This is a genomic window from Rhodococcus sp. OS5 (genome assembly GCF_056837585.1).
Genome location: NZ_CM166368.1, coordinates 806720 through 833055, shown reverse-complemented (window position 1 = coordinate 833055; position 26336 = coordinate 806720). Strand labels below are relative to the sequence as shown.

Sequence of the window (26336 nt, the reverse complement as noted above, 5' to 3'; positions counted from 1 at the left end):
CGGACGAGGGGCGGAGATTCAGCCCGCGAGTACCCGTCGCATGACGGGCTTGGCTGCAAACGCACTGGCCAACACCAACGCGATCCCCACAGCCAGGGTGACGCCCAACTGAACCAGCGCCATCGGAGTGGTCAATACGGCTGCCCCTGCCAGTGGGAAGAGGAACAGCAGTGCAGCGCCGGCACCGGCCAGTGCCATCACCACCACGGGAGTGCGAACGTGCCGCATGCGGGCGCTGTCCATCACCTCGACAGGTGTACCGGCCAGAGTCAGACTCCGATACAGCTCACGGTTGTCGAGGATCCCGGATACCTGGGTGAGCGCAGACGAGATTGCCGCCAACGTGAATGTTGCTCCGAGAGTGAACAACACGCCGGTTCTCATGTCCGCGAACAGGAACTCCTGCCCTGGCTGCAAATCCTGCCCTTCCCCGTTGCCTATCGCGGCGAGGAGAGATGTGCCTGCGGCAACAAAGCTGGCCATCGTCACACCGCTGACCGTGCGCCACACAGCCTTCGGATTGTCCAAGACCCGACGCGCCGCAATCAGCGAAGCACCGTCTTTGGCGCATTTGAGCATGATCCGCCCAAGCAGCGAAATGACGAACGGACCGACCAACGCAACAACGCCGAAGCAGAGACCAAGGCCCACCAGGATTGCCGCGATGCTTGCCGCGGAGCCCCCGAATGCACTCCATCCCACAAGAACCCCCACCCCAGCCACCGCGAAGATCATCTTCGGTGCGGCGCTGGGATTGCCCGCCGTGACGCCCAACGGGCTCACGAACACCTGGCGCATCCCGAGCATCGACGTCAAAGCAGCCAGGATGGTCATTCCGAATACGATGCCCACCAGCGGAAGTGCGCCTACCCAAAGCTCACTCCACTCGAATGTCCGACCTTGAAATCTCAAGAGAGCTACGAGCGGCAACGCGAGGAGGTATCCCACCACACCGATCAACGCACCGGCCAAGCCCTGGATACCCGATTCCGCAGCGCACAGCGCAACGATCTGGCGAGGGGTGGATCCGATGAGTCGCAGCGAGGCAAGTCGTTCGTCGCGACGGCGCGCGCCCAAGCGGGCCGCCGCCAGGCCGAGAGTGACGGCTGGAACGATCATCAACACCGAAGCAACCCCTGCGAGTGCTAGGTACGCCTCGGCTTCGGGTTCGCTCGATCTGCCCGCAAATGCACCGTAGCCGCCGAGCACCGTCAGCAACAACGTCGTCGAGGCGGCAAAGGCCGTTACGGGAAGCGCGAAGGTACTCAAGGCCTTTCGGCCTTCACCTCGCACCGTCATCAATGCAACGCGCGCTGTGGCCTTCATGCCGCCACCTGTGTCCCGACGAGCGAACCGGCCTGCATCATCATCGTGCGATCACACCACCGAGCGACTTCGGCATCGTGAGTGACGACGACCAACGCAGAACCGATCTGTTGAGCCGAATCACGCAACACCCTCATCACTTCCCAACTCGTCTGCGCGTCGAGGGCACCGGTCGGCTCGTCTGCGAAGAGAACGGCGGGTTTGGTCACCAACGCTCGCGCAATCGCCACACGTTGCGACTGCCCACCCGACATCTGACCCGGGCGACGGTCCTGCAGCCCGTCCAGTCCCAATGGCGCAAAGAAGCCGTGCGCCGTCCGCTTGGCTTCGGCGATGGACAACCCGTTGAGCACCAAGGGCAAAGCGACGTTCTCGATCGCCGGAAGCTCCGGCAACAGTTGGCCCGATTGAAAAACGAATCCGTACGACTCGCGTCGGAGGCGGCTGCGGTCGTTCTCACCGAGGTTCTCGATATGCCTGCCGCTCAGCAGGATTGCTCCCGAGTCGGGCTTGACGATTCCTGACATGCAATGCAGCAGAGTCGACTTGCCCGACCCTGAAGGACCCATGATGGCCGTAGCAGTACCGGCGCGCACTTCCAGCGATACACCTCGGAGCACTGGAACGTCGCCGTACGACTTGCCCAGCGCGTGGACCGACAGGACTGCGGGTGCTTGTGCGTTGTTCATGATTCCACCTTCTCGTGAACCCCCTCGCCAGCACATCGGCCCAGCGCACGATCTTCGAACCGAGTGCGGTCCTACCGGAGGATGACCGGACCCCGAGCTCTGTCAGGGTCGTCACTATGATTTCCGACATGACCTGGTCCGGCGCCGTCCACATGGAGCCCGGAATTCTCATGTTCACCGGCGCAGTGGGATCCGCGCACATGCATTCGCATGCCGCTGTTCAGATCATGATCGTCGACGACGGGGACGTCACGGTCACGGACGGGGACGGCCACAGTGAAGTCGTGCGGTCCGTGGTCATTCCATCCGGGGCGGTCCACGCGTTATCCGCCTCCGAGGGTGCGCGGGGACGAGCGATCTACGTGGACTCCACCACGGGGATGGGCCGGCGCATCAGGCCGCCTGTATCCGAGCACGGTGGTGTGGCCGACTGGTCGGACCGTGGGCGGACCGCAGTAGCGATGACGGACCGTGGCGCTGATTCGGATCTGGAATACGCAGCGAGGCTGATCGATTCACTGTCCGAAAGTAGACAGCCGTCGAGCGTACGCGCTCTTCACCCTGCACTCGAGCATGCTCTGACGATACTGCCCGAGCGACTTTCGGGGCCGATAACGATGACGGACACCGCCGCGCTGGTCTCCATCTCGCCCGGCCGATTGGGAAGAATCTTCAACGATCAACTGCAGATGAGTTTTTCGACCTACATTCGTTGGTTGCGGCTACGACGCGCCATGGAAGTGATGAGCGGTGGCGCAAGCCTGACAACCAGTGCCCACGAGGCCGGCTTCACCGACAGCGCCCATCTCAACCGGATCTGCCACAGCATGTTCGGACTCACGCCCAGCGCCGCGACCGGCGATCTCACCTGGAATTGACGCTGCTCCTCAACTGATGCTGCCCACCGCCGACCTCGCCAGTAGCGACAGACGACTGTAGAGGCGCGCCAACCCCGGCACGTCCCGGAGGCTGCCTGCCACTTCTTCGACGTAAGCGTCGGCGTAGATCGTCAGCCGCGCATCGACGTCATAGAGAACATCGACGACATTCGCGAAACGGCGAAGGGCAAATTCCGACGCCTCGGCGAGCACCGGCACTCCGAAGATCACCCAGTCGTCGAAGCGGGCGGCGAGCGCGAGATAATCGGCAGCCGCGGTCGAACCAGCGCACAGCACCTCGAAATCGAACCAGACGACACCGTCTCGAATCGCCGAGCACTCCAATGTGCGTGTGCCTATCGTCAATTCGACACTTTCGCCCGAAGGCCGCGTAATTCCCGAGCCGACGAGGAATTCCCCTGTCGCAAAACGGTAGTCCCCGGCACCTGGCTGTCCCGCCGTCCGATAGTCGACGGAGCCACCCAACTCGATCACCTCGAGAGTCCGTTCGATCAACTCGATCGACGGAACGAACTGCTCGTGAAAAAGCGGATTGGGAAGAAGATCGGTCGGCGGAACATTGGACGTGACGACAACAGTCACGCCTTTCGCGACGATTGTGTCGAGAACCCTTGCCATGAACATGGCGTCGGCGACGTCGTCGATGTGGAACTCGTCGAAACAGAGCACGCGGATTCCATCGACGACGTGATCCAGTGCCACGCCCATCGAGCCGAGTTCATGCGCCCGAGAGTGCAGATCTGCAAAGAACCGATGAAAGTGAATGCGCCGCTTGCCGACCGGGAGCCTGTCGTAGAACTCGTCCATGAGCATCGTCTTCCCGCGGCCGACGCTACCCCAGAGATAGATCCCACCCCCGACCTCACCGCCCGAGATCCGGGCCTGCAGTGCGTCGAGGGCTTCGCGTGCCGCCAACTGCTCTTCGTCCAGTAGCATAAGACTCCTCTACGTCTGTAGAGTCGAGGCTAGTGATCGAAGGCAAATCGAGTCAATGTGACCCTCACGACGCACCATCTGCAACATTCAACTCCGGCAGCATGCAACATCGACAACAAGGAACGACATGAAGCCTGATCGCAGAGCCCTCATCGCGGCATCCGCCGTTACGATCATCGCCGAGCAGGGCCCGCGTGCACTCACCCATCGGGCGGTTGATCAGTCCCTGGAACTTCCTGCCGGTTCGACGTCGTACTATTTCCGCACTCGCGAGGCACTACTCGAAGCAACCGCATTGCACATCGTGCACCGGTCACGTTCGATATTCGACGAACTCCGCGAGAGGCCCAGCGATCCTGCTGCCCTGACGGCCGAGTATCTCGATGATCTTCTCTCGCACCGCAGACACGAATTGATCGCGAGATATGCACTGCTCTTGGAAACTCCCCGAGATTCGGCATTGCACCAACTCCTCGAAGACAGCCTGTTTTCACGGGAGAAGGCAAGGCCTGTCTTCGACATCGTTGGCGTTGACGATCCTGACGTCGCCGCCGCAAGTTTTCTGAGCCTTCTGGAGGGCTTGATCTTCGACTACTGCCTCGGAGCGCGTAGCCGAGATCCCCGCTCCTCCGAAACCGTTCGGCAACTTCGGATCCCGATCGACATCTATCTGCGCGGAGTTGGTTCCGCCTGAAAGATGTTGGTCAGCAGAGGCTTCCGGTGCATGGCCGTTGACCAGAGAACAGTGCCGCGACAAACGGGGTACTGTCTGGAACCGAAGCCGGAACGGTTCCCAGATGATCAGTGGGATAGGTATGGAATGCAAAGTCGACACCGTTGGCAGTAAGGTCGGCCGCGAACTTCAGTGTCAGCGGTGCCGGAACATCGATGTCCGACAACCCCTGACCGATGAAGAACGGGCGGTCGTATCCTGCGGTCGGCACAGTGAGCAGGTCACGCGCAGCCTCCATGAATACTGGATTGTCCAGCGACTTCGTCAGCACCTGCCCGAGTGTGACGGTTCCGTACTTCGTGCGCGCCTCGGTGTAGCACATGTTGTTCTCGACGTCGTCGAGGATGGTCTTGCCGAGCGGGGTCAGATACGAGTCGATGTCGATATCCGGCCGCGAAGCACGCAGTCCGTCAAGAACGTTCGCGATGTAGACCGTAGTACCCTTGAGCGGAAGCGCCGGGAAAGCCGGACCACCGAGCGGTAGAAGATTCTCGATGTTCGAGGGGACACCAGTGGCGACAGCGCCGCGGTAGTCCAACTCCGGCGCGTAATCAGTGGCAAGCGAAGCGGTGAACATAGTCGCCTGCCCGCCCTGCGACTGCCCCATCGCAACCCATGCGCTCGACAGGTCGTCGTCGACCGCACGAGCGGCACGCACCATGTCCACAACGCTGTGTGCAGCGGAACGACCGTCGAGATACGGGTGAACACCGGGTGTTCCGAGCCCCACGTAGTCGGTGGTCACGACCGCGTATCCCTGCTCCAGCCAGTGACCCAGATGCGTCGCGGTCCGTTCGAGTGGAACACTGCTGCTCGGCGCACACTGATCCGCGACACCCACCGTCCCGTGCGCGTAGGAGATGACCGGCCAACCACCCTCGGGCGGAGCTCCCTCTGGGCGATACACCACACCGGTACTCGACATCGGCGCATCCTTCGGGCCCGTCGACCAGTACGTCACCTTCGTTGCGCTCACGGCACCCGGGATCACCCGGTCGGGACCGAGCAACTCCTGACTCACGACAGCACCCGGAGCATCGTTCGGTTCCGCTCCGGCCGGCGCCGCAACTGTCAACGCCACCAACGCACTCGCACTCAGTCCGACGAGCGTCCTACACAGTCGCTTACTCACGTACTTCTCCTACCGATTGCGGTGACGGTGCATATGTGGTGATCGGCCCCACATCAGCTGATCGAGTTCAGACCATAGAACAGCCTTACCATTTGGTCAACCTAAATTTCCGCTCCGCATCGACCGTCGTGACACGCCTGCTCGGGTAGGGTGGCGGTGTTCGATACGTGCAGGTCCCCCGCGAGATCAGGAGGCCGAAAGGCTCTCTCATGTCAGCACCTGATCTCCCGACCTTCCCTGCTTCGCAGCAGAAGTCGGTGGCCGCGATCCTCCGAGCAGCAGGTTGCGTCTTCGCCGAAGACGAGGCTCGCCTACTTCTTCACACCGCACGCTCTCGCGATGAACTCGACGCGATGGTCGACCGACGAGTTGCCGGCGAACCACTCGAGCCCGTCCTCGGATGGGCCGAGTTCTGCGGCTTGCGCATTCACATCGACTCCGGAGTCTTCGTCCCACGCCGGCGCACCGAGTTTCTCGCCTGGCAGGCCTGCTCACTTGTCACCCCAGGAAGCGTCGTCGTCGACATGTGTTGCGGCTCAGGAGCTGTCGGTGTTGTCCTGCAGTCGACGCTCGACCCTGTCGATTTGTACGCGGTAGACGTGGAACCGGCCGCAGTGCGGTGCGCTCGCCGAAACATCACACCGCCCGAGCGCGTACTCGAAGGCGATTTGTTCGAACCACTGCCGACGAAATTACTCGGTCGCGTGGATGTCGTCGTCGCCAATGCACCTTACGTCCCCACCGAATCGATCAGGCTGATGCCGCCCGAAGCCCGTCTTCACGAACCGCTGGTCTCGTTGGACGGCGGTACCGACGGACTGGACCTGCAGCGTCGCATCATCGCGGACGCCGCGCCGTGGCTACGACCGGGTGGCTGTCTTCTCGTCGAGACGAGTACGGAGCAGGTCGAAATGACTGTTGAAACATTCACTCGGGGAGGGTTTCTCACTCGGGTGGCAACCTACAGCGAGACCGCGTCGACCGTGGTGATCGGTCAGCGTTGAAGGCGATCGGATCTTGGCGTGGACCACTCCCGAGCGCGGGCGGCAAAGCCGTCGACAAAAAGCCCGAACGCGCGATCGACGCGGGCCCGGTCGCCGGTGGCCAGAAGATCCATCGACAGACCCCGCATTTGCGAGAGCAACAGAGTAGCGACAGAGGCAACATCGTCCTCGGGGCAACCCGCTTGTCGTAGACCGGCTTCCAGTGCCTCGATCCAATCGCCCACAAAACGGTCCAGGAACCGTCCGTAGCGGTCGCGGTCGCCGAGCGCGAGGGCGTAGATCTCGACCATCACCCGGAACCGCGGCAGGACCTCCGGCGTCGTACGTTCGGTCCACCACGCAGTCAGCACTGTCGCCGGATCGACCCCCGGTTTCATCGGCACCGCAATCGGAATGGACTCACCACGCATGTTCTCGATGACCTCGGAGAGCAGATTCTCCTTGCTCTCGAAATGGTTGAGCAACGACGCATGCGACACACCCACGGCCTTGGCGAGCTGCCTCACCGTCAATTCCCCGACACCGTTGTCGATGACGTAGCGGGTCAGCGCGTCGAGCAACTCCTCACGTCGCCCGGCGTATCTCAGGCTGCGTTTGTCGATGCGTTCGGGCTCCGGCACATATCCACCCTACCGGCCGGAATCACCAGGTCAGCGGCTGACTGCCTTCTGATACCGACGAATAGCGAACGGCACGAAGACGATCAGCAAACCGAAAGTCCACAACAACGACGCGATGACCGGATTCTGCAATGGCCACGCATCCGGAACCGTCATCGCAGGATTGGTATTGCCGAACAATTCACGCACCGCCTGAGTCACCGCCGACACCGGATTCCATTCGGCGATCACTTTGAGCGGGCCGGGAAGATTGGTGGTCTCGACAAAAGTGTTCGCGATGAACGACAGCGGAAAGATGACGATGAAGCTCGCGTTGTTGAATACCTCCGGTGTCCGGATCCAAAGCCCGACAACAGCCATGACCCACGACAACGCGTACGCGAAGAACAGAAGCAGCGCATAACCCGCCACCGCTTCGAGGAAACTGGAGTGAATCCGCCACCCGACCAGAAGACCGGTCAACGACATGACCACCAAACTGATGACGTTGATCAACACGTCACTCGACGTTCTGCCGGTCAGCACGGCAGACGGAGCCATGGGCAGCGATCGAAATCTGTCGATGATTCCTTTCTGAATGTCTTCGACCATCCCCAAACCAGTCCAGGTAGCACCGAATATGACCGTCTGCGTGAAGATTCCGGCGATCAGGAATTCTCGATACGACGTGCCCGGGACCGAGATCGCACTGCCGAACACATACGCGAACAAGAGCACGAACATGATCGGCGACAAAGTGGTGAACACCAGCAGATCCGGAACGCGCTTGATCTTGATCAAGTTTCGCCTGGCGATGGTCAAACCGTCTTCGAGCGCCATCTGCACGGTCATTTCTGATCCTCCAATTCAGCCTGGTGCCCGGTCAGTGTGAGGAAGACATCGTCGAGAGTGGGTCGGCGCAGGCCGACGTCGAATACGCGGATGCCTCGTACCGACAGAAGATTCAGCGCCGCCACCAACGCGTCGGTGCCGTCGTCGACAGGAACGGTGACGCGACGGACGTTCTCTTGAACCTGAATGTCCCCCACGGCAAGCGAGCGCAATTCCTCGCGGACGATGTCGAGATGTTCGACCTCGTGCACACTCAGTTCGATGCGCTCACCCCCGACCCGCGCCTTCAACTGATCTGCAGTACCGCGCGCGATGACCGAGCCGCGGTCGATGACGGCGATCTGGTCGGCCAACCTCTCGGCTTCCTCCATGTATTGCGTCGTGAGCAACAGCGTGGTCCCCTGAGCCACCAACCCTTCGATGACGTCCCAGAGACCGAGTCGCGCCCGAGGATCGAGGCCGGTGGTCGGCTCGTCGAGAAACAACACCTGTGGCCGAGCAACCAATGCGCCGGCGAGATCGAGACGTCGCCGCATTCCGCCGGAATAGCCCTTGACCGGCCGATCTCCAGCCTCGACGAGATCGAACTGCTCGAGCAATTCACGCGCTCGGGCCTTACTGCTTCGGGCGCCGAGGTGATACAGCCTCCCGACCATGTCCAGATTCTCGTAGCCCGTCAGGTACTCGTCGACCGCGGCGTACTGACCCGAAGCACCGATCTTGGATCGCAACGCCCGCGCATCCTCGACCACGTCCAGCCCGGCAACCTTGGCGCGTCCACCGTCCGGAATGAGCAGCGTCGTGAATATCCTTACCGCAGTGGTTTTTCCGGCGCCGTTGGGACCCAACAGAGCCATCACCGAACCCTCGCGCACTTCCAGGTCGATGCCGTCCAATGCCGTGACGTCGCCGTACTTCTTGACCAGCCCCTCGGCCACAATCGCTTCGGTCATGAGCCCTCCCGCGTCGGTAATCCGTCGGTAGTCCGTTCCCCAGTGTGACCCAGGAGGCCGACACATTCCAGGAAATTTCGTCAGTTGCCCGGCTGCAATCACCTCCCTGGTTTCGCCGGTGCCTTTCGGCCACGAGGTACGGAACAGACCACACGTCCCAGTCCTGTCCAATACAGCCGATAAATTTCACCGACCTTTCGACGGATATATACCGGAAAGAAAAACCCGAAATTCTTGAACAAAGACCGCTTTCAGGTATTCATGATGAACGCGGCAGCGTTACACTCGTTCAGCAAGTGACACTCGGGCCGGTGACGGTTGACTTATGGTGTCGAATCTCGAATTACAAATCAGACAGAGGCCGAAAAGAATTGAATCACCGATTCAGTGCACGCGGGGAAGACTCACACTTCGGGGGATCGAGAAAGGCTGACTGTGCCATGAGTATCAGAACTCGATACATCCGAACTCCGTGGATCCGAAAAACGGCGAAATATTCCTTCGAGACCATCTGCTTCACCCTGGCCGTGATTGTCGCGGCCGCACTGATCGCCGCGTACAACACACAACCACGCTCCGCCTCGACGTACACGCCGGCCTCGTTCTCGGCGAATCCTGAATCTGCAGCGCTGCCCTTCGACATTCCACCCAAGTCGGCACTGAACGGAAAGTTGGTTTTCGCTCACTACTTCCCGCCCTATCCGATTTCGATCGACAATGCGAATCCGTCTGGCGATTACTATGCGACACAATATCTTACGGTCAACGGCGAGAACAACAAACACGTTCGCTACGGAGGATTCCTCCGCGATCGGCCGACACCGCGGCAACCCATCGCCGATACGCAGTGGCGCCAACGCGACCTCGAAAACGAAGTTCGTTCGGCAATCGCCGCGGGCATCGACGGATTCTCCGTCGACATCATCGCCAAGGCAACCGACACCAGTTGGTGGGGTTCCACCGTGCCCACAGCCCTGATCAAAGCGGCCGCAGCAGTCGATCCGAATTTCAAGATCATGCTCATGCCTGATATGAACGGCGCGTTCAAAAACATGACCGCAGCTCAAATGGCAGCAGAGATGAAACCGTATTCGACCATGGCATCATCGTTCAAATTGAGCGACGGACGACTAGTGATCTCGCCATTTCTTGCCGAAAACAAGACTGCGGGCTGGTGGTCGGAGTTCATCACTATTATGAAAAATTCTTACGGAATAAATGTGGCATTTGTTCCGGTTTTCCTCGACGCAGCAGCCAACCGGAATTCTTTTGCATCGATCAGCTACGGGATGTCGAATTGGGGTAACCGAAATCCGGCAGGAAATCCGCTCTCGGGATCGAACCCGAACTCTCCGATGGGGCTTGCTGCTGCCGCTCACTCCTTGGGAAAGATATGGATGCAGCCAGTCGCCTTCCAAGATGTTCGTCCGAGTCAGTCGATCTACGACGAGGCACAGAATTCACAGAATCTGCAGAACATGTGGCAGATTGCGATTGCGTCCAACAGTGAATGGGTACAGCTCGTCACCTGGAACGACTACAGCGAGGGAACGTCGTTCGCACCCAGCGCCGGTCATGGGCGCGCGTTACTCGACATGAGTTCCTACGGGCTGTACAGCTTCCGCTCCGGCGCCTCACCCGCGATTGTTCGCGACACCGCGTATCTCGTCTATCGCAATCAGTCGGTCTCCGCGGTCCCCGTCAATCGCTCTGCTGCCCCTATGACACTGCGCCAATGGTCATCCCCCGCTCGCGATACCGTCGAGGTTCTCACCTTCTTGACCGCTCCCGCAGTCGTCAAAGTGACGGTGGGAACCACGATTACCACCTGAAATGCCCCGGCCGGGATGAGCAGCTGCATCGCCCCGTTGAAAGTAGGTTCCATCAAGGCCTCTGTCGTTCGCGGCACTACCGAGGTATCTCGGGTGAGTTCACACGCGGCGGTGACGGCCACACCGTACAACCAGAATCTCGAGTACCTGGTCGATTCCAGTCGGAGATAACGGTGACGAAGATCGGGTGAGTCCGTCGACTCACCCGATCTTCGTTGCGCCATCGGTTTCGGCTGCAATTGGTAACTCGGGCCGCGATACCGCCCCCGTCCGCTCCACCCTCACTGCCAAGGTCACCGCGGCCGCCAGTGCCGATACGCCCGCTCCGATCCAGTACAAAACCGCGAACGAATGCAGGGTCGGCACAGTGCTCGCACCGATCACCACCGTCGAACCGGCCAATACCGCTGCCGCAACGGCGCTTCCGGTGGAGGTACCGACCGAACGGAGCAGGCTGTTGAATCCGTTGGCCGAGGCAGTCTGATGGATCGGCGCAGATTCGGTGATCAGAGTCGGCATGGCTGCCAGGGAAAATGCCACACCGGCCGATACCACGGCAGCGCCGATCACGATATTGACCAGCGTCGGCGTCAACAGCACACGCAAGACGTATCCGATTGCGATGACGATCGCTCCTGAGGCCAACGTGGCCTTCGCTCCCCATCGCCTCGTCACCTTCGACGACACCGGCGCCAATCCGATCATCAGGACTCCGCCCGGCATCATCGCCAGTCCGGCTTCGGCAGCCGAGAGTCCGAGACCGTCCGCCGACGCCAGGGGCAACTGAAGTTCCTGCGTTGCCGCCAACGCGCTGATGAACATGGCAAAACCGAGTAATACTGCGCAGACGTTCGAAACCAGAATCGGAGCGCGAAGTGAAGTCCGCAGATCGACCAGCGGTGCCGGCGTGTGCAGTTCCCACGGAATCCATCCACAGAGCAAGACCACGCCGGACGCGATCAGAACCAGAACCTCGGGGCTTGCCCAGCCCCATTCGGTTCCTTTCGAAACGGCCAGCAGCAGTGCAGTCATAGCGAGTGTGAGGACCGTGGCCCCCAGAAAGTCGAAGCGTCCGCGACTCTTCACAGCCGATTCCGGCACCACCAGCGGCAAGACGACTATCAGTACTACCCCGAATCCACCGGTGACCCAGAAAAGCGCGGGTAGTCCCCAGTGCGCCGAGATCACCCCAGCCATCGGCATACCGAACATGCCACCGATCCCCAACGTCGCACTCATGAGAGCTACTGCACCACTGAGCTTTTCCGGAGGAAGGACATCGCGCATGATGCTGATTCCGACGGGCAGAAGTGCCGTCGCGAACCCCTGCAACGAGCGCCCGAGGATCAGTAACCAGAAACTCTGGCTGAGCGCCGCAACCATGCAGCCGACGATCATCACGGCAAGACAGACGAGCATCATCGCGCGCTTACCGAACATGTCGGCGAGTCTGCCGATGAGAGGGGTTGCGACGGCACCGGTCAGCAACGTCGAGGTCACCAGCCAGGAAGCGGTGGAGGACGATACTCCCGATGCCGTCGCGAACGCAGGCAGGACCGGCACCACCAAGGTCTGTTGCAGCGCGACCACCACACCGCTCAGACTCAGGACGCCGACGACCCACCCGGTCCGCGCTTTCGCGCGAACAGTCTTGTCCGTCAAGCGTTCGAGCGAGCGGCTACTCCGGCGTCGACAGGAACCACGATGCCACTCATGTGGGCACTCGCGTCGGCGGCGAGGAACAGGACTACTCGCGTGATCTCGAAGGGATCCAGCCAACCGACCGGCTGCGCATGCAGAGTCGCGTACACGGGTTCGACGTCGTCTGCCGTCGGCGATTCGAGGTCAGGCCGCATCATCGCGTACATCATGTCGTTGTGAATCATCGGCGTCGAGATATTCCCCGGTGCAATAGCATTCACGGTCACACCCGAGTTTGCCAGTTCGAGCGACACACTCTTCGTCAAACCGATGACGCCCCACTTGGAGGCGCCGTACGCAGCCATCTGGGTGCCACCGGAGCGACCCATCATCGAGGAAATCGTGATGATGCGACCGTAACCACGTTCCGCCATTCCACCTGACACGGCCGCAACGGTGTTGAACACACCGGTCAGGTTCGACGAGATGACTTCGTTCCACTGCGCCGACGTCATCGACGTGATCGGAGCGGGCACGGACACACCGGCATTCGCGACGGCGATATCGACACGGCCGAACTCGGCTTCAGCGCGGGCAACGAGCGCGTCCATTGCGTCGCGATCAGCAGTGTCTGCCTTGACGGCAATGCACCGACGACCGGTGGCTTCCACCAAACGAACGGTTTCCTTCAGATCCTCCTCGTTTGCGAGGGGGTAGGCGACGACATCACTGTTCTCGCACCGGTCGCAGATCACGATGTCCGCGCCACGCTCCGCGAATGCGACAGCGTGGGCGCGCCCCTGACCGCGTGCGGCGCCGGTGATCAGTGCAACTTTTCCTTCGAAGCTGCCTTCGAGGCTGTTCATGCCGTCTCCTAGTTCGTCGTATGCCAGCATGCGCTGTACTGCATGCGTACTCCGAACCCGCCCGAAAGAAACAGTCGATCCCGGACAGCGGGAATCCAGCCGGTTACTGGTAAACGGCGGTCTCGAATTCCAGGTATCCGTTGATGGATCCAGCGTCCGCGAACGGCAGAATCTGCGTTGCCCAGAACCCGCCGACGCCGGTCTGCCGGTCGATCCAGTAATAGAGGTTGGCCAGACCCGCCCAAGCCAGCGATCCGGCCGGCCTACCAGTGGGCGCCACCTCTTCATTTGTCATGAAGGAGTACGCCCATCCTTTGGGGACGCCGGGGAAGAATTCCGCATCGTTGGACAGCGTCGGGAGAACTCCGGGCAACAACCCCACGTGCTGGCCTTCGAGCCCGTTCTGAACGGCTGCAGCTACCGTCTCCGACGACAACACGCGACCCGAAGTGCCCGCGCCGTCGTTGAGCCACATACGGATGAACTTCATGTAGTCGCCGACAGTGCCGTGCAAACCGTGACCACCCATGTGCACCTCGGGTTCGGCCGGAAGCTCGAATCCGATGAGCGGAGTGAGGCTTCCGTCGCTCTCACGCTGATGGATCGGCGCAAGTCGATCCTTCATCGACGGGCTCATCGTGAATGCCGTATCGGCCATCTCGAGAGGTTCGAAGATGCGCTGACGCATGACATCGCCGAGTCGCTGACCTCGAATCGACTCGACGACCTGTCCGGCCCAGTCGATGTTGGTGCCGTACTCCCACTTCTCACCCGGGTCGAAGAGCAGCGGTGTCGTGAGCGCCGCTTTGCTACACGTGATCACGCTGGGCTGCCCATGTTCCTGCGAGAGCCGGTTGTACGACTCGTTGAAGAAGTCGTAGCCGAACCCTGCAGTGTGAAGGAGCAGCATGCGAGTGGTGATGTCACGCTTGGGTTCCCGAAGAACGGGGTTTCCGCCGGCATCGAAACCGTCCAGGACCTTCAGCTCACCGATGTCGGGAACATAGGTCGCTGCAGGTGCATCGAGATCGAGCAATCCCTCCTCCACACATTGCAGGACAGCGGTACCGGTGATCGCCTTGGTGGTGGAGAAGAGCGCAAAGGTTGTATCGAGGGTCATCGGTTCGCCGTGACCGAGAGTCCGCTCGCCCGCAGCACCCTCGTAGATGTTGCCTTCTCGATCCGTGATCATCGCGACCACACCCGGGACGCGATCAGCCCCCTGAGTTGCTCGCGCCAGCACGTCGTCGAGGCGCTGCTTCGAAAGGGGCTTCCGCGCAATATCTTCGATCGTCACTGCATTTCTCCATCCGACTTGCAACTTGTCTTGTCGAACAGAATGTAACGGCGATCACACACCCGGCTCTGCCTCGAAACGGCAGGAAAACTGTCTCGTTTCGGCAGAACCGGGCAGAGATTGGAGTCAGCTCTGGGGCGCTCCGATATTCACCAGCCAGGAAATGCCGAATTTGTCTGTACAGGCGCCGAATTCGTCGCCCCACATCTGCTTCTCGAGTGGAACGCTCACCGTTCCCGTTCCCGACAACTGCTCCCAGTACCCGCGCAGCACATCGCCGTCGTCGCCGCTGAGGCTGACCGTGATGTTGTCGCCGGGGTTGTACGGCATGCCGGGCGGAGTGTCGGCACCCATCAGGGTGTATCCCTGATCGGTTTCGAGCATTCCGTGCATGATCTTGTCGCCGCCTTCACCGGGATTGCCGAACTCACCGAACGTGCTCAGCGCCAGCGTGCCACCAAAGATTTCTTTGTAGAACTCCAACGCCTCACGGGCATTGCCGTTGAAGCTGATGTACGGATTGAGTCGAGTTGCCATGACGTACTCCTAGCTCGTGGGATTGCTGTCACGTTCGATTTCAATCCTTGCAGAACGCTCCGATACGAAACAACGGATCACGGCAGTTCATCGAGTGCGTAAAACGATCGTCATGACCGTTCAAACAACTGTCCTCAGAGTCGATTCCGGGTCTCGGAAGGCAACTCTCCGAACCGTTTCCGGTATGTGGCCGCAAACATGCCCAGATTGACGTAGCCCCAGGCGTTGGCGATTTCGGAGACGGTTCTCCCGTCGGAACGCAACAGTTCGCCGCGTACTCCCTCCAACCGACGCGCGCGCAATCGTTGCCCCGGCGTGGTGTCTCGGTACCGTCGAAATCCCGCAGTGAGCGCCCGGACACTGACACCCACCGCAGCCGCGATCTCCGATGCCGTCGGCACCGAGCGAGCAAACGTATCGATGTACTCCTCTGCAGATCGCACGTAGGCAGGTTCGGCGGAGGCGACGTCGACGCCGAGTTGCAGCCCGGCCTGCGTCGCCCACTCGTCGAGAAGCTGAGCCGCGATGAGTTCTTGAACTCTGGCACCCAGCCTTTCGCTCGACATCGCCTCAGGCGACTCTGCAATTGCGCGAAAGACGTAGTCCATCAATGCCAGCCAACTCGAGCCCCGCCCGCCAATGGTACACTTGTGCCGCCACAGACGGTCGTCGGGAACCGACCCGAACCATTGCATGGCGTGATCGGCGACAAGCTGATGCGGCACAGTGAGATTCAGCTGCAGATGATCTTCGTCGAATTCGACGAAGTAGTCGGTCCGGCTACAGTCGGCGACAAAGGTCTCCCCCACGGCAGTATTCACCGCAGTTCCTCCGCCGAGGGCATGTCGACCGTTGCCTCTGATAGTCGTCAGAACCAGAATGTTTCCGGCCTCAGGCGAACATTCACCGACGGAGACCGGAATCCCGTAACAGAATCTGGTGACGTCGATCTTGCCGACTGCCGCGGAGTACATGTCCGAAGCCGGCTTCAACCGACTTCCGATCGGCGTGACCGTATACGGCATGTAGATGTTGTCGGACCACTCCTTGATGCGGTCCCAGTCCCGAGAAAAGGCCTGGTGATGCTGCATAGTGGGCCGGCCGGCCGCGTCGATGAGCAAGGCATCCTCGAACATGGTTCGAGTATCGCACCAGGGCCCGGGAAGGTCACGCGAAGTGAGCTGACGTGATCTCTGGCTGTACGGCGGCGGGTCGTGTTGCAGCAAAAAGCAGCGAGTCCACCGCGGTCCCCCGGATCACCATGTGTGCCCTCATTCGCCCCTCCTCCTCCATTCCGATTTTGGTGAGCACCGACGCCGACGCCGAGTTCTCGGGACGACACGTTGCTTGCACTCGCTGCGCTCCGAAGCGAGCAAAGGCGAATTCCAGAACCGCGCGCCCCGCCTCCGACGCATAGCCTCGCCCTTGGAACTTCGGGTTCACGACAAAACCGAGTTCCGCCCGCCGGTGCGCGGCGGATACTTCCCACACAGCTACCGAACCGATGACCGCTCCATCGGCCTTCGACGTGATGGCCAGGGTGAACGTGCGACGTTCGACGAGCGCAGCTTCGAGTGCCGCGTCCGCCAGGAATGCCCTGGTCACCGCGGGGGTGTTCGGCCCCCAATCAACATATCTACAGACGGCAGGGTCGGACGCGTACTGATGGACGGCACCTTCATCCGCGGCAGTGAAATCTCGAAGAACAAGGCGTTCCGTAGTCAACGTGAACATCCAGCGATCCTAGAGCGAGCCCAAAAGCACCTCTTGACTCGAACACCTGTTCGAGTATGATTTGGGGAGGGGATCGGGGGATTCAATGAGTGTCTTGTTGTCGGACGTGGTGTCGGGTTCTGCGGTGGGGTTACGTGGACGTCTGTGGCAGTTGTCGGCTGCTGAGTTACGTGCGGCTGCGGTGTCGGCGAGCGCGGAGATTCTGCGCCTGGAAGCCGTTCGAGTGGCCGTGGTCGACGAACTCTCGTTGCGTTCCGATGATCAGGTGATCGCCAGCCGCGGTGTCGGTTCGTGGTTGGCGGCGAACACCATGCTGCAGGTTCGGGACGGGAAGAAGATCGCCGCGTTGGGTGCAGCGTTGCGGCCGTTTCCGGCGGTGGCGGCTCGGTTCGATGGCGGGGATTGTTCGTTCGATCATGCTGTGTTGATCGTGGCGTTCTGTGAGTCACCGCCGAAGGGCATGCCGGAGGAGGCGCTCCCTCGTTGTATCGATTTGTTGCTCGCTGCTGCGTCGGGTGTGGAGGCGACGACGACGAAGGTGCGGAACGTGATCGCGACCTTGGAGCGGTTGTTCGAATCGGATGAGATCCCGCCCGCCGAGGATGTCGATCTCAATGAGTTGCGGATTGCTTCGACGCTCAACGGTCGGGTGGTGGTGCGTGGGGATTTCGATGCCCTGACCGGTGAAATGCTGTTGTCGGCGTTGTCGAATCTGACGATGCCCACCCCGGCACCCGATGGAACCCCGGATGCTCGGTCGACGGCGAAACGCACGGCGGACGGGTTCACCGAACTGATCCGGCGTTATCTCGATTGCGCCAAGACTGGTACCGATGGTGGTCAGCGTCCGCATGTGAACGTGCACATCAACGCCCGTGATTTGACGGAGTATCGGGACTGCGCCGCCACACCAACTGATGGTGGTGGAGTGGCTGTGTCTGATCTTGATGTCGGGCACATGCCGTGGCTGGGGCCGCTCTCGGTCTCGCAGACCAGACTCCTTGGGTGCGATTGTTTCCTGTCCACGGTGCTGCTCGATGATCACGGCGCGCCCTTGGATGCGCAACCAGGTAAACGATTGGTCACCGCCGAACAGCGAGTGGCGTTGATCGCCCGGGACAAGGGCTGCGCGTTCCCCGGCTGCACATGTGTACCGGCCTGGACGGATGCGCACCACATTAAGCACTGGGCGAACGGTGGCCCGACGGTGATGAACAACCTGGTCCTGCTGTGCCGTTCACATCATCGGTTGATGCACCGCAAAGCCGCGTTCGTCGGGAAATGGGCGATTCGGATCGGTGTCGACAACAAACCGTGGTTCATTCCGCCGCCCTCGATCGACCCGCAGCAGCACCCGCGGCCGGCGAACACCACCTTCAAAACCTGAGAGGTCAAACCTCTTTGGCGACAACAGAACACGGACCGAGCACCGCATCGAAGGAGACCCCGATGCGGTGCCAACAGGCCGTGACGCTTGATGAAGCTGTGCCCACGATAATCAGCGAGTCAGCACAAGCCCCGATGTCGGAACGCCCGTTCCCGCAGTCACCAGTACATTCTCGACGGAGTCGACCTGGTTGACCGAAGTACCGCGGATCTGCCGAACACCCTCGGCGATACCGTTCATCCCGTGAATGTATGCCTCGCCGAGCTGTCCACCATGGGTGTTGATCGGAAGCTTGCCGCCGAGTTCGATTGCGCCACCGGCGATGAAGTCCTTTGCCTCTCCCCTGCCACAGAAACCGAGTTCCTCGAGCTGCATCAGAACATAGGGCGTGAAGTGGTCGTAGAAGATCGCCGTCTGCATGTCCGACGGGCGCAGCCCACTTTGTGACCAGAGCTGATCGCCGACAAGGCCCATCTCCGGTAGGCCGGTCAAACCGTCGCGGTAATAGCTGGTCATGATGTATTGATCTGCCCCGCTGCCCTGTGCGGCGGCAGCGATAACGGCAGGGGTGTTCTTCAGATCTTTGGCTCGTTCTGCCGAGGTGACGACGATGGCGATGCCGCCGTCGGATTCCTGGCAGCAATCGAGAAGATGCAAAGGTTCAGCGATGAATCGCGAGTTCTGATGGTCCTCGAGGGTAATCGGTTTTCCGTAGAAGAACGCCTTCGGATTGGTGGCTGCATGCTTACGGTCCGCGACGGCGATTCGACCGAAGTCCTCGCTGGACGCTCCGTATACGTGCATGTATCGCTGCGCGACCATCGCGACAAACGATGCAGGAGTACCCAATCCGTGAGGATAGGAAAAAGCGTTGTCCGTACCCGACGAATTGACCTGCGCCACAAGGCCGGAGTTCACCTGCCCGAAACGCGCACCCGATCGCTCGTTGAACGCGCGGTAAGCGACGACGACGTCTGCGACGCCGGTGGCAACAGCCATGGCGGCCTGCTGAATCGTCGCCGCAGCGGCACCGCCTCCGTAGTGAATGCGGCTGAAGAACTTGAGGTTCGGAATCCCCACCGAACGAGCTACTGCCACTTCGGTGTTGGTGTCCATGGTGAACGAGGTAAGACCGTCGACGTCGGCGGGTGTCAGACCGGCGTCGTCCAACGCGGCTTGAACAGCCTCGGCGGCCAGTCGCAGTTCACTGCGACCGGAGTCCTTCGAGAAATCCGTGGCTCCGATTCCGACGATCGCTGCCTTGCCGGACAATGCGCTCATTCAATGTCTCCGTTTTCAATGTCTCCATTCGAGCCCGACGCCGGAAATGCCAGTGTGACCTGTGCGGTGATGTGATCTCCCAGGCTGTTCTTGCCGACCACCGCGAGCGACACGAGATCCTCGTCGTAGGAGGTCACCGTTCCGGAGAGCGTCAAGGTGTCGTAGGCGTACCAGGGGACTCCGAGGCGGAGTTTGATCGACGTGAGTACAGCCCGCGGTCCGGCCCAATCGGTCACGAATCGCTGCACCAAGCCGGTGTCGGTGAGGATGTTGACGAAAATGTCTTTCGAGCCGCGTTTCTGTGCGAGATCGCGGTCGTGGTGAACATCTTGAAAATCGCGGGTAGCGAGCGCCGCCGAGACCACAAACGTCGGGTCGCCGTAAATCGAGAGCTGCGGAAGAACCTCTCCCACAGTGATATCCGTCGTCAAAGTCATCGTCACTCCTTCACCGCAGAAACCGCAGACACCGCAGACACCGCAGACACAGAAACCGGCTGCCAGGCGTACAGAGTCCAGGGAGTTCCCCCGGTCTCTTCGTCTCCGGGGAAGTCGAGGTAGACCGCCTCCACCTCCATCCCGATCGACACACTCGATGGATCGATACCGCGCAATTCGCCGAGCATCCGCACACCCTCAGGCAGTTCGACCAGGGCAACGACGAACGGCAACGACCGACCAGGAACCTTGGGGGCGTGGTGAACGACAAAGCTGAAGACCGTTCCCCGACCTGACGCCACCACGTAGTCGGTCTGCTCCGACTTGTGTTTCCAGATCGCGGGCACCGGCGGGTGCTGTACCGAACCGTCCGCACGCAGTTGAATACGCAACTCATGTGCGGCGACACCGTCCCAGAAGAACTGCGTGTCGAGGGATGCTGTCGGACGCAGCATTCGAGATGCGTCCAGGTCCGCAGGCACGTCAGTGGAGGAACTCTCGCTGACTGGCGGCGCGAACTTCAAGATCCGGAACATCATCTCCGAGACCAGTTCTTCGCCGACCCGCCAGAAGCTGCGAGTAGTGAAGAACCATCCTTCACCAAGACCTGTCTTCTTGGGTCCCACAACGTCTTCCAACACCGAGGAGATGGTGACTTCTTCACCCGGCTTCAAGTAGCGGTGGTAGATCTGATCGCAGTTGGTCGCGACGACGGAGGTGAATCCGGCCTCGTCGAGGATGTCCGTCATCCGGCCCAACGGATCGTCGGCTTCTCGAATTGCCCCCAGACCGCGCATCGTCCATACCTGCGCCATCGCCGGCGGTGCGACTATTCCGTCGTGTCCGGCGGCGCGGGCGGCCGATTCGTCGACATAGATCGGGTTCTCGTCACCTATCGCCTCGACCCAGTTGCGGATCATCGGCAGGTTCACGGGGTCCCGGCCGGCGCGAGGAGCGCTTGGCCCGTCCTCTCGAACCCGCTCGGCAGCAGTGAGAATGGGATCTGACACGATTTGTTTCCTATCTCGGAACGCGAGGAAGCTTCAGGCCGGCGGTCGCAATCAGTTCGCGCATCACCTCGTTGACTCCACCGCCGAAGGTGATCACCAGGTTGCGCTTGATCTGCATGTCCAGCCACTCCATGAGATCAGCAGTTTCGGGATCGATCGGATTTCCGTACCGCCCGACGATCTCTTCCGCGAGTCGACCGACCCGCTGGATACGCTCGGTCGCAAACACTTTGGTTGCCGAAGCGTCGGCGATATCCACCGACTCCGAATCACTAGACGCCACTTGCCAGTTGAGCAGTTCGTTGAGGCGGTACGTCGCATGAATTTCGCCGAGCGCGCGCCGTACGTCAACGTGATCGAGCAGGTTTTCACGCTTGGCCCAATCGAAGACGTGGTCGTAAATCCCTGCGACACGACCTGCCGGACCGAGCATGACGCGTTCGTGGTTGAGCTGCGTCGTGATCAAGCGCCAGCCCTGATTCTCCTCACCCACAAGCATGTTCGCCGGAACGCGAACGTCCTCGTAGTAGGTGGCGTTGACGTGATGTGCACCGTCGCAGGTGATGATCGGGGTCCAGGTGTAGCCGGGATCTTTGGTGTCCATGATCAGGATGGAGATGCCGCGGTGCCTTGAATCGGCAGACCCTGTCCGCACGGCAAGCCACACGTAATCGGCGTCATGCCCGCCGGTGGTGAAAATCTTCTGGCCGTTGACGACGTACTCGTCACCATTTCGTGCCGCCGAAGTGCGCAGTGCTGCAAGGTCGGTGCCGGCTTCCGGTTCGGTGTAGCCGATCGCGAAGTGCACTTCACCGGCGAGGATCGCGGGCAGGAATTTCTGCTTCTGCTCCTCGCTGCCGTACTTCTGCAGGGTCGGACCGACGGTCTGCAACGTCACCGAAGGCAGTGGGACATCCGCCCGCACAGCCTCGTTGACAAAAATCTGCTGCTCGACTTCACCGAACCCACGTCCGCCGAACTCCACCGGCCAGCCGACGCCGAGCCAGCCGTCCTTGCCCATACGACGGATGACCTCGCGATAGGTAGGGCCATGCCGCTCCACGCGCATGATCTTGGCCTCTTCGGGCGAGATCAGCGTCGAGAAGTAGCGTCGAAGTTCAGCTTGCAATGCGCGCTGACTGTCGGTCAGATCGATGAACACCGGGCCCCCACGAGGTCGAGTCGCTGCGAAGCACCGCCGAGCAGGCGTGCCAGGTCTTTTGCAGTCGAGTAGTAACGATGAAGTGGATACGTGACGTCGACGCCCAGACCGCCGTGCAGGTGGTGAAGCACCTGCATCGTGGCAGGCACTTCTTGGGCGATCCAGTACGCCATGACGTCGAGGTCCGACTGGGCGTCCAGGCCCTCCGACACGCGCCAGGACGCCGACAACGCCGCGACATGAAGGGTCCGGGAGGTGACGTACGCGTCGGCTATCTGTTGTGAGACTGCCTGGAACGTGGCGAGCGGCTTACCGAATTGCTCACGCGAGCCGACATGCGCCGCAGTGAGATCGACGGCACCGGACACCAAACCATCTGCAACGGCTCCGATGCTTGCCGTGGCGATCCGGTACAGCGTCTGGACGGCTTCCTCGCCGGCACCGAGAAGTTCACCGACTGCCTCGTCCATGGTGACTGCGAACTCGGGACTGCCGGACGCACTGGGAGTCGGCGTCAATGCGACGCCGGCGGCGGTCGGATCGACGAGAACGACTCCGGCGTCGGTGGGCACAAGAATTCTGTGTGCGCTCGCCGCGAAAGGCACGGCAAGCACCGTCCCGCTGACGCGATACCAGTCGCCCGACTGATGGGCGGTGGTCGACGGCTGTGCCGGGAACTGCTGACCCGGCTCACCGAGCGCCGCGGTGAACACCCGTCCGGCGCCGACTCCGGTGAGCAATTCGTCCTGTTGAGCGTCGGTCCCCAGTGCGACTATGGGGAGTACACCGAAGCCGAGGGTTGCGAGAGCCGGAATTGGAGCGGCGGCCCGGCCGACCTCGACGAGGAGGGAACCGACGTCGGCGACGGAGAGTCCCTCGCCGCCCAGACGCTCGGGCAGGGCCAACGTGAGCAGGTCGGCATCGGCGAATGCCGCCCAGAGCGCGTCCGGCTCCAGTTCGCGGGCAAGGAGCGCGGTAGCCACCTCGGCTACCGCTTCCTGGGTTTCATCGGGAGTGAAGTCCACGCTGGCAATCCTGTCTCTGATGTAGAACGTGTTCTAGTTGTATCACCAACGTGGACATTTCTAAAGGCCTCTACTCACGCCGTCTAATCACGGGGCAGGCCCAGAATTCTCTCCGCGGCGACGGTCAACAGAATCTGCGTGGTTCCGCCGGCAATCGACAGGCATCGCGTGTTGAGGAACTCACGCGAGAGCGGACCCTCCACCCATCCGGCCGGGCCACCCAATTCCATGGCGAACTCTGCGACATTCTGACGCTGGCGCACGCCCACCAGCTTGCGGACGCTCGACGCCGGACCCGGATCCTGACCGTCCAATTGCCGCAGTGTCGTGCGCAATTCCAGCAGTGAGCCCACCATGGCGGTTCCGATCAGCCCACCGAGCTTGTCTGCCACCACAGGATCGGGGTCGCCGGCCAGCTCGAGCAATTCCTCCATCGCACCGCCGAGCGAAGAGCCACCGCTCATTGCGACCCGCTCGTTGGCGAGGGTCGTTCGGGCCAGTTTCCAGCCTCCACCGAGCTGGCCGACGACGCACTCGTCCGGGACGAAGACGTCGTCGAGGAAGACTTCGTTGAACAGGGCATCTCCGGTGATCTCGCGCAGCGGCGAGATTCGAATCCCAGCCGTCTTCATGTCGAGAAGGAAGTACGTGATGCCCTTGTGTTTGGGAACCTCGCGATCGGTCCTGGCGAGGCAGATGGCCCAGTCAGCTTCACGCGCAAGCGAAGTCCAGACTTTCTGGCCGTTCAGCTTCCAACCGCCGTCGACCTTTTCCGCGGTCGTGCGCAGTGCCGCAAGATCCGAACCTGCGCCGGGTTCACTGAAGAGCTGGCACCAGGTGATCTCGCCCTTGAGCGTCGGAGTCGCAAATCTTTCGATCTGCTCCGCACTGCCATGCTCGAGGATGGTCGGCACTGCCCACCAGCCGATCACCAGATCGGGTCGGCCGATACCGACGGCCGCCAACTCTTCTTCGATCAGAATCTGTTGCGCGGCCTTGGCGCCCCGGCCGTACGGCTTGGGCCAGTGCGGCGCAAGGTAGCCCGATTCGGCCAATGCGTTGCGCTGCTCGGATTCGGGCAGCGCCACCAATTGCGCTACCTCTTCGCGAATTTCGGACCGGTCGGATTCGAGCTCACTCAAGTCGATCTGAAGGTGACGCCGTGCGCCGCCGATCGTCAATTCCACGACGCGTGCGCGCCAATGAGACGATCCGCCCAGAATCTGCCGGAGCGACAGTGCTCGACGAAGGTAGAAGTGCGCCTCGTGCTCCCAGGTGAATCCGATGCCGCCGAGCACTTGAATGCAGTCCTTTGCCGTGTCGACAGCGGCATCCAGCGACACCGCGGCGGCCACTGCTGCGGCGATCGGAAGTTCGTCGCCCGACTCGGCAGCGACCGCACCATCCCAAGCGACGGCCCCGGCATTCTCTACGCGACACAGCATTTCGGCGCAGATATGTTTGATCGCCTGGAACGAGCCGATGGGCTTTCCGAATTGTTCGCGAATCTTCGCGTACTCCACCGCAGTACGCAGGCTCCACGCCGCAATTCCGGCAGCTTCGGCAGCCCCAAGTACCGCCGCTAGGTCGGAAACCGATCCTGGCGCAATGTCATCGAGGATTCGGTCGGCGTCGACCGTCACTCGATCGAAGGAGACTCGCGCGAGTGGTCGCGACTTGTCGATCGTGTCGACCGCTTCGTAGGTCACGCCTTCACTGTCTCCGTCGACGAGAGCCCAGACGACACGCGAGCCTTCGTCTTCGGACACCACGCCCGCCGACACGAGTACCGATACGCCCGAATCGCCGCCCCAGGCGTAACCTCCTTCGCCATGAAGCTCGATGCCGCCGGACGCATTCGCCGTTGCCGCAACTGGACTTTCGTCCAATACGACGGCACACGGCAGCGCACCGTCGGCGAGCGTTTCGGACCATCGCTTGGCAGCGGGCGACGAACTACGCCCCACCACCAGAGCTGCGAGTGCAGTCGTGAGAACAGGACCCGGCACGAGTTCGATTGCCGCCTGCTCGAGCATTGCTGCGAGATCGACGATTTCGGCCCCGGCTCCGCCTACCGCTTCGGGAACGGCGACCGAAAATATCCCGAGAGACGCGAACTCGGACCATTTCTCCCGCCACGAAACTGCTGGTCCACGGCGTACCATGTCCATCGGCGTGGCCGAGCGAGCCCAGGCCTCTATCGATTCCTGGACCGCCCGCTGTTCATCGGTCGTGGCGATTGTCACAACTGGTTCCCGCCTCTCGATAAGTGACACAATTGTTTAGAACGTGTTCTAATATGACACCTGGCCAAGAGTCAAGGCGCGAAGGAATTTGTCGATGACCACAACATCCCGATCCCGCTCCAACGCGGTTGCTTCTGCAACGCTCGGGGACGACGATCTCAGCTCCAACGCGCAACGCGAACGCCGCAAGCGGATTCTCGACGCAACACTCGCCTTGGCGTCCAAGGGCGGCTACGAGGCTGTTCAGATGCGCGCCGTGGCCGAGCGTGCCGACGTCGCAGTCGGAACGCTCTATCGCTACTTCCCGTCCAAGGTTCACCTACTGGTGTCCGCCCTGGCACGCGAATTCGAGAAGATCGATTCCAAGGGCAAGATCCCGCCTGGAACCAGTCCGCTCGAGCGGATGCAGCTGATCCTCAGCCTCATCACCCGCGCGATGCAGCGCGATCCGCTCCTCACCGAAGCGATGACTCGCGCGTTCATGTTCGCCGACGCCTCCGCAGCGGCCGAGGTCGATCAGGTGGGCCAGTTGATGGACCGCCTCTTCGCACGAGCGATGACCGAAGAGGAGCCAACCGAAGAGCAGTTGGCGATCGCGCGCGTGATCTCCGATGTGTGGCTGTCCAATTTGGTGGCATGGCTCACGCGACGCTCTTCGGCTACCGATGTCGCCAATCGACTGGAATTGACGGTTGAACTGCTGCTCGGTGACGGAACTCGGAAACCCGAATAGACATCCTTTGTCGCATCTGTCATTT

The 26336-nt window shown here is 61.2% G+C and carries 25 protein-coding genes; 6 read left to right on the top strand and 19 right to left on the bottom strand.

What is annotated here, in order from left to right; genetic code table 11:
- Positions 1-18: 18 nt before the first annotated feature.
- Positions 19-1326, bottom strand: coding sequence for an FtsX-like permease family protein (locus tag ACVZUB_RS03890; protein ID WP_054188044.1), 1308 nt, complete (start codon positions 1324-1326; stop codon positions 19-21).
- A complete protein-coding gene (locus tag ACVZUB_RS03885) occupies positions 1323-2015 on the bottom strand; it encodes an ABC transporter ATP-binding protein (protein ID WP_020906134.1) in 693 nt (230 codons plus the stop codon). The genes ACVZUB_RS03890 and ACVZUB_RS03885 overlap by 4 nt, the downstream gene beginning before the upstream one ends.
- A gap of 128 nt (positions 2016-2143) precedes the next feature.
- On the opposite strand from ACVZUB_RS03885, the gene ACVZUB_RS03880 reads away from it, so the two are divergent.
- Positions 2144-2893: a helix-turn-helix transcriptional regulator gene (locus ACVZUB_RS03880; protein ID WP_063315161.1), complete on the top strand. Its 750-nt coding sequence runs from the start codon at positions 2144-2146 to the stop codon at positions 2891-2893.
- Between the two features lie 9 nt (positions 2894-2902).
- Here the strand turns inward: ACVZUB_RS03880 and zapE are convergent, their stop codons facing one another.
- Positions 2903-3850 carry a cell division protein ZapE gene (zapE, locus tag ACVZUB_RS03875; RefSeq protein ID WP_063315040.1) on the bottom strand — a complete coding sequence of 316 codons (948 nt, stop codon included), beginning with the start codon at positions 3848-3850 and terminating at the stop codon, positions 2903-2905.
- A 127-nt stretch (positions 3851-3977) separates the two neighbouring features.
- On the opposite strand from zapE, the gene ACVZUB_RS03870 reads away from it, so the two are divergent.
- Positions 3978-4544 (top strand): TetR/AcrR family transcriptional regulator, encoded by a 567-nt coding sequence (locus tag ACVZUB_RS03870; protein ID WP_482628154.1) that lies wholly within the window; start codon positions 3978-3980, stop codon positions 4542-4544.
- A gap of 10 nt (positions 4545-4554) precedes the next feature.
- Here ACVZUB_RS03870 and ACVZUB_RS03865 read toward each other — a convergent pair whose 3' ends face one another.
- On the bottom strand, positions 4555-5715 hold the full coding sequence (locus tag ACVZUB_RS03865) for a lipase family protein (RefSeq protein WP_482628153.1): 1161 nt from the start codon (positions 5713-5715) through the stop codon (positions 4555-4557).
- 209 nt (positions 5716-5924) lie between these two features.
- On the opposite strand from ACVZUB_RS03865, the gene ACVZUB_RS03860 reads away from it, so the two are divergent.
- Complete coding sequence (locus ACVZUB_RS03860; RefSeq protein WP_482628152.1) at positions 5925-6719, top strand: putative protein N(5)-glutamine methyltransferase; 795 nt, start codon at positions 5925-5927, stop codon at positions 6717-6719.
- Here the strand turns inward: ACVZUB_RS03860 and ACVZUB_RS03855 are convergent.
- Genes ACVZUB_RS03855 through ACVZUB_RS03845 form a run of 3 tightly spaced genes read right to left on the bottom strand, consistent with a single transcriptional unit; the run spans position 6710 to position 9123 of the window.
- Complete coding sequence (locus tag ACVZUB_RS03855) at positions 6710-7339, bottom strand: TetR/AcrR family transcriptional regulator (protein WP_064688618.1); 630 nt, start codon at positions 7337-7339, stop codon at positions 6710-6712. The two genes, ACVZUB_RS03860 and ACVZUB_RS03855, sit on opposite strands and share 10 nt — an antisense overlap.
- A 30-nt stretch (positions 7340-7369) precedes the next feature.
- Positions 7370-8170 carry an ABC transporter permease gene (locus ACVZUB_RS03850; RefSeq protein ID WP_003945537.1) on the bottom strand — a complete coding sequence of 267 codons (801 nt, stop codon included), beginning with the start codon at positions 8168-8170 and terminating at the stop codon, positions 7370-7372.
- Positions 8167-9123 (bottom strand): daunorubicin resistance protein DrrA family ABC transporter ATP-binding protein, encoded by a 957-nt coding sequence (locus ACVZUB_RS03845; RefSeq protein ID WP_019746865.1) that lies wholly within the window; start codon positions 9121-9123, stop codon positions 8167-8169. The genes ACVZUB_RS03850 and ACVZUB_RS03845 overlap by 4 nt, the downstream gene beginning before the upstream one ends.
- Before the next feature lie 44 nt (positions 9124-9167).
- Between ACVZUB_RS03845 and ACVZUB_RS03840 the strand changes: the two genes are divergently transcribed.
- Complete coding sequence (locus ACVZUB_RS03840; RefSeq protein WP_482628151.1) at positions 9168-10955, top strand: glycoside hydrolase family 71 protein; 1788 nt, start codon at positions 9168-9170, stop codon at positions 10953-10955.
- A gap of 201 nt (positions 10956-11156) precedes the next feature.
- Here ACVZUB_RS03840 and ACVZUB_RS03835 read toward each other — a convergent pair whose 3' ends face one another.
- From ACVZUB_RS03835 to ACVZUB_RS03810, 6 genes are all read right to left on the bottom strand, one after another.
- Positions 11157-12617, bottom strand: coding sequence for an MFS transporter (locus ACVZUB_RS03835; RefSeq protein WP_047269629.1), 1461 nt, complete (start codon positions 12615-12617; stop codon positions 11157-11159).
- Complete coding sequence (locus ACVZUB_RS03830; RefSeq protein ID WP_003945658.1) at positions 12614-13462, bottom strand: mycofactocin-coupled SDR family oxidoreductase; 849 nt, start codon at positions 13460-13462, stop codon at positions 12614-12616. The genes ACVZUB_RS03835 and ACVZUB_RS03830 overlap by 4 nt, the downstream gene beginning before the upstream one ends.
- 103 nt (positions 13463-13565) lie before the next feature.
- Complete coding sequence (acmB, locus tag ACVZUB_RS03825) at positions 13566-14759, bottom strand: methyl acetate hydrolase AcmB (RefSeq protein ID WP_042449369.1); 1194 nt, start codon at positions 14757-14759, stop codon at positions 13566-13568.
- A 126-nt stretch (positions 14760-14885) separates the two neighbouring features.
- Positions 14886-15296, bottom strand: a complete 411-nt coding sequence (locus ACVZUB_RS03820; RefSeq protein ID WP_047269632.1) for a VOC family protein — start codon at positions 15294-15296, stop codon at positions 14886-14888.
- A 134-nt stretch (positions 15297-15430) separates the two neighbouring features.
- A complete protein-coding gene (locus tag ACVZUB_RS03815) occupies positions 15431-16432 on the bottom strand; it encodes an AraC family transcriptional regulator (protein ID WP_482628150.1) in 1002 nt (333 codons plus the stop codon).
- Between the two features lie 31 nt (positions 16433-16463).
- Positions 16464-17030: a GNAT family N-acetyltransferase gene (locus tag ACVZUB_RS03810; RefSeq protein WP_047269633.1), complete on the bottom strand. Its 567-nt coding sequence runs from the start codon at positions 17028-17030 to the stop codon at positions 16464-16466.
- A gap of 85 nt (positions 17031-17115) precedes the next feature.
- On the opposite strand from ACVZUB_RS03810, the gene ACVZUB_RS03805 reads away from it, so the two are divergent.
- Entirely contained in the window at positions 17116-18417 is a 1302-nt protein-coding gene (locus tag ACVZUB_RS03805; RefSeq protein WP_482628149.1) for an HNH endonuclease signature motif containing protein, read from the top strand.
- 111 nt (positions 18418-18528) lie between these two features.
- On the opposite strand, the gene ACVZUB_RS03800 is transcribed toward ACVZUB_RS03805, so the two are convergent.
- The 6 genes from ACVZUB_RS03800 to ACVZUB_RS03775 form a co-directional block, all read right to left on the bottom strand.
- Positions 18529-19698 carry a lipid-transfer protein gene (locus tag ACVZUB_RS03800; protein WP_003945661.1) on the bottom strand — a complete coding sequence of 390 codons (1170 nt, stop codon included), beginning with the start codon at positions 19696-19698 and terminating at the stop codon, positions 18529-18531.
- A complete protein-coding gene (locus ACVZUB_RS03795) occupies positions 19695-20135 on the bottom strand; it encodes a MaoC family dehydratase (protein ID WP_020968404.1) in 441 nt (146 codons plus the stop codon). The genes ACVZUB_RS03800 and ACVZUB_RS03795 overlap by 4 nt, the downstream gene beginning before the upstream one ends.
- A 2-nt stretch (positions 20136-20137) precedes the next feature.
- Complete coding sequence (locus ACVZUB_RS03790) at positions 20138-21148, bottom strand: bifunctional MaoC family dehydratase N-terminal/OB-fold nucleic acid binding domain-containing protein (protein ID WP_269614276.1); 1011 nt, start codon at positions 21146-21148, stop codon at positions 20138-20140.
- Positions 21149-21155: 7 nt separating this feature from the next.
- Positions 21156-22307 carry an acyl-CoA dehydrogenase family protein gene (locus ACVZUB_RS03785; protein WP_058227266.1) on the bottom strand — a complete coding sequence of 384 codons (1152 nt, stop codon included), beginning with the start codon at positions 22305-22307 and terminating at the stop codon, positions 21156-21158.
- On the bottom strand, positions 22292-23332 hold the full coding sequence (locus ACVZUB_RS03780; protein ID WP_050657065.1) for an acyl-CoA dehydrogenase family protein: 1041 nt from the start codon (positions 23330-23332) through the stop codon (positions 22292-22294). The genes ACVZUB_RS03785 and ACVZUB_RS03780 overlap by 16 nt, the downstream gene beginning before the upstream one ends.
- Before the next feature lie 83 nt (positions 23333-23415).
- A complete protein-coding gene (locus tag ACVZUB_RS03775; RefSeq protein ID WP_217018352.1) occupies positions 23416-25578 on the bottom strand; it encodes an acyl-CoA dehydrogenase family protein in 2163 nt (720 codons plus the stop codon).
- Between the two features lie 94 nt (positions 25579-25672).
- Between ACVZUB_RS03775 and kstR the strand changes: the two genes are divergently transcribed.
- Positions 25673-26311, top strand: coding sequence for a cholesterol catabolism transcriptional regulator KstR (gene kstR, locus ACVZUB_RS03770; RefSeq protein WP_003945752.1), 639 nt, complete (start codon positions 25673-25675; stop codon positions 26309-26311).
- Positions 26312-26336 lie beyond the last annotated feature (25 nt).

Coding starts and splice junctions, on each gene's coding strand:
- ACVZUB_RS03890 (WP_054188044.1), bottom strand. CDS start 1,326: ATGAAGGCCACAGCGCGCGTTGCATTGATGACGGTGCGAGGTGAAGGC.
- ACVZUB_RS03885 (WP_020906134.1), bottom strand. CDS start 2,015: ATGAACAACGCACAAGCACCCGCAGTCCTGTCGGTCCACGCGCTGGGC.
- ACVZUB_RS03880 (WP_063315161.1), top strand. CDS start 2,144: ATGACCTGGTCCGGCGCCGTCCACATGGAGCCCGGAATTCTCATGTTC.
- zapE (WP_063315040.1), bottom strand. CDS start 3,850: ATGCTACTGGACGAAGAGCAGTTGGCGGCACGCGAAGCCCTCGACGCA.
- ACVZUB_RS03870 (WP_482628154.1), top strand. CDS start 3,978: ATGAAGCCTGATCGCAGAGCCCTCATCGCGGCATCCGCCGTTACGATC.
- ACVZUB_RS03860 (WP_482628152.1), top strand. CDS start 5,925: ATGTCAGCACCTGATCTCCCGACCTTCCCTGCTTCGCAGCAGAAGTCG.
- ACVZUB_RS03850 (WP_003945537.1), bottom strand. CDS start 8,170: ATGACCGTGCAGATGGCGCTCGAAGACGGTTTGACCATCGCCAGGCGA.
- ACVZUB_RS03845 (WP_019746865.1), bottom strand. CDS start 9,123: ATGACCGAAGCGATTGTGGCCGAGGGGCTGGTCAAGAAGTACGGCGAC.
- ACVZUB_RS03830 (WP_003945658.1), bottom strand. CDS start 13,462: ATGAACAGCCTCGAAGGCAGCTTCGAAGGAAAAGTTGCACTGATCACC.
- ACVZUB_RS03820 (WP_047269632.1), bottom strand. CDS start 15,296: ATGGCAACTCGACTCAATCCGTACATCAGCTTCAACGGCAATGCCCGT.
- ACVZUB_RS03815 (WP_482628150.1), bottom strand. CDS start 16,432: ATGTTCGAGGATGCCTTGCTCATCGACGCGGCCGGCCGGCCCACTATG.
- ACVZUB_RS03810 (WP_047269633.1), bottom strand. CDS start 17,030: ATGTTCACGTTGACTACGGAACGCCTTGTTCTTCGAGATTTCACTGCC.
- ACVZUB_RS03805 (WP_482628149.1), top strand. CDS start 17,116: ATGAGTGTCTTGTTGTCGGACGTGGTGTCGGGTTCTGCGGTGGGGTTA.
- ACVZUB_RS03800 (WP_003945661.1), bottom strand. CDS start 19,698: ATGAGCGCATTGTCCGGCAAGGCAGCGATCGTCGGAATCGGAGCCACG.
- ACVZUB_RS03795 (WP_020968404.1), bottom strand. CDS start 20,135: ATGACTTTGACGACGGATATCACTGTGGGAGAGGTTCTTCCGCAGCTC.
- kstR (WP_003945752.1), top strand. CDS start 25,673: ATGACCACAACATCCCGATCCCGCTCCAACGCGGTTGCTTCTGCAACG.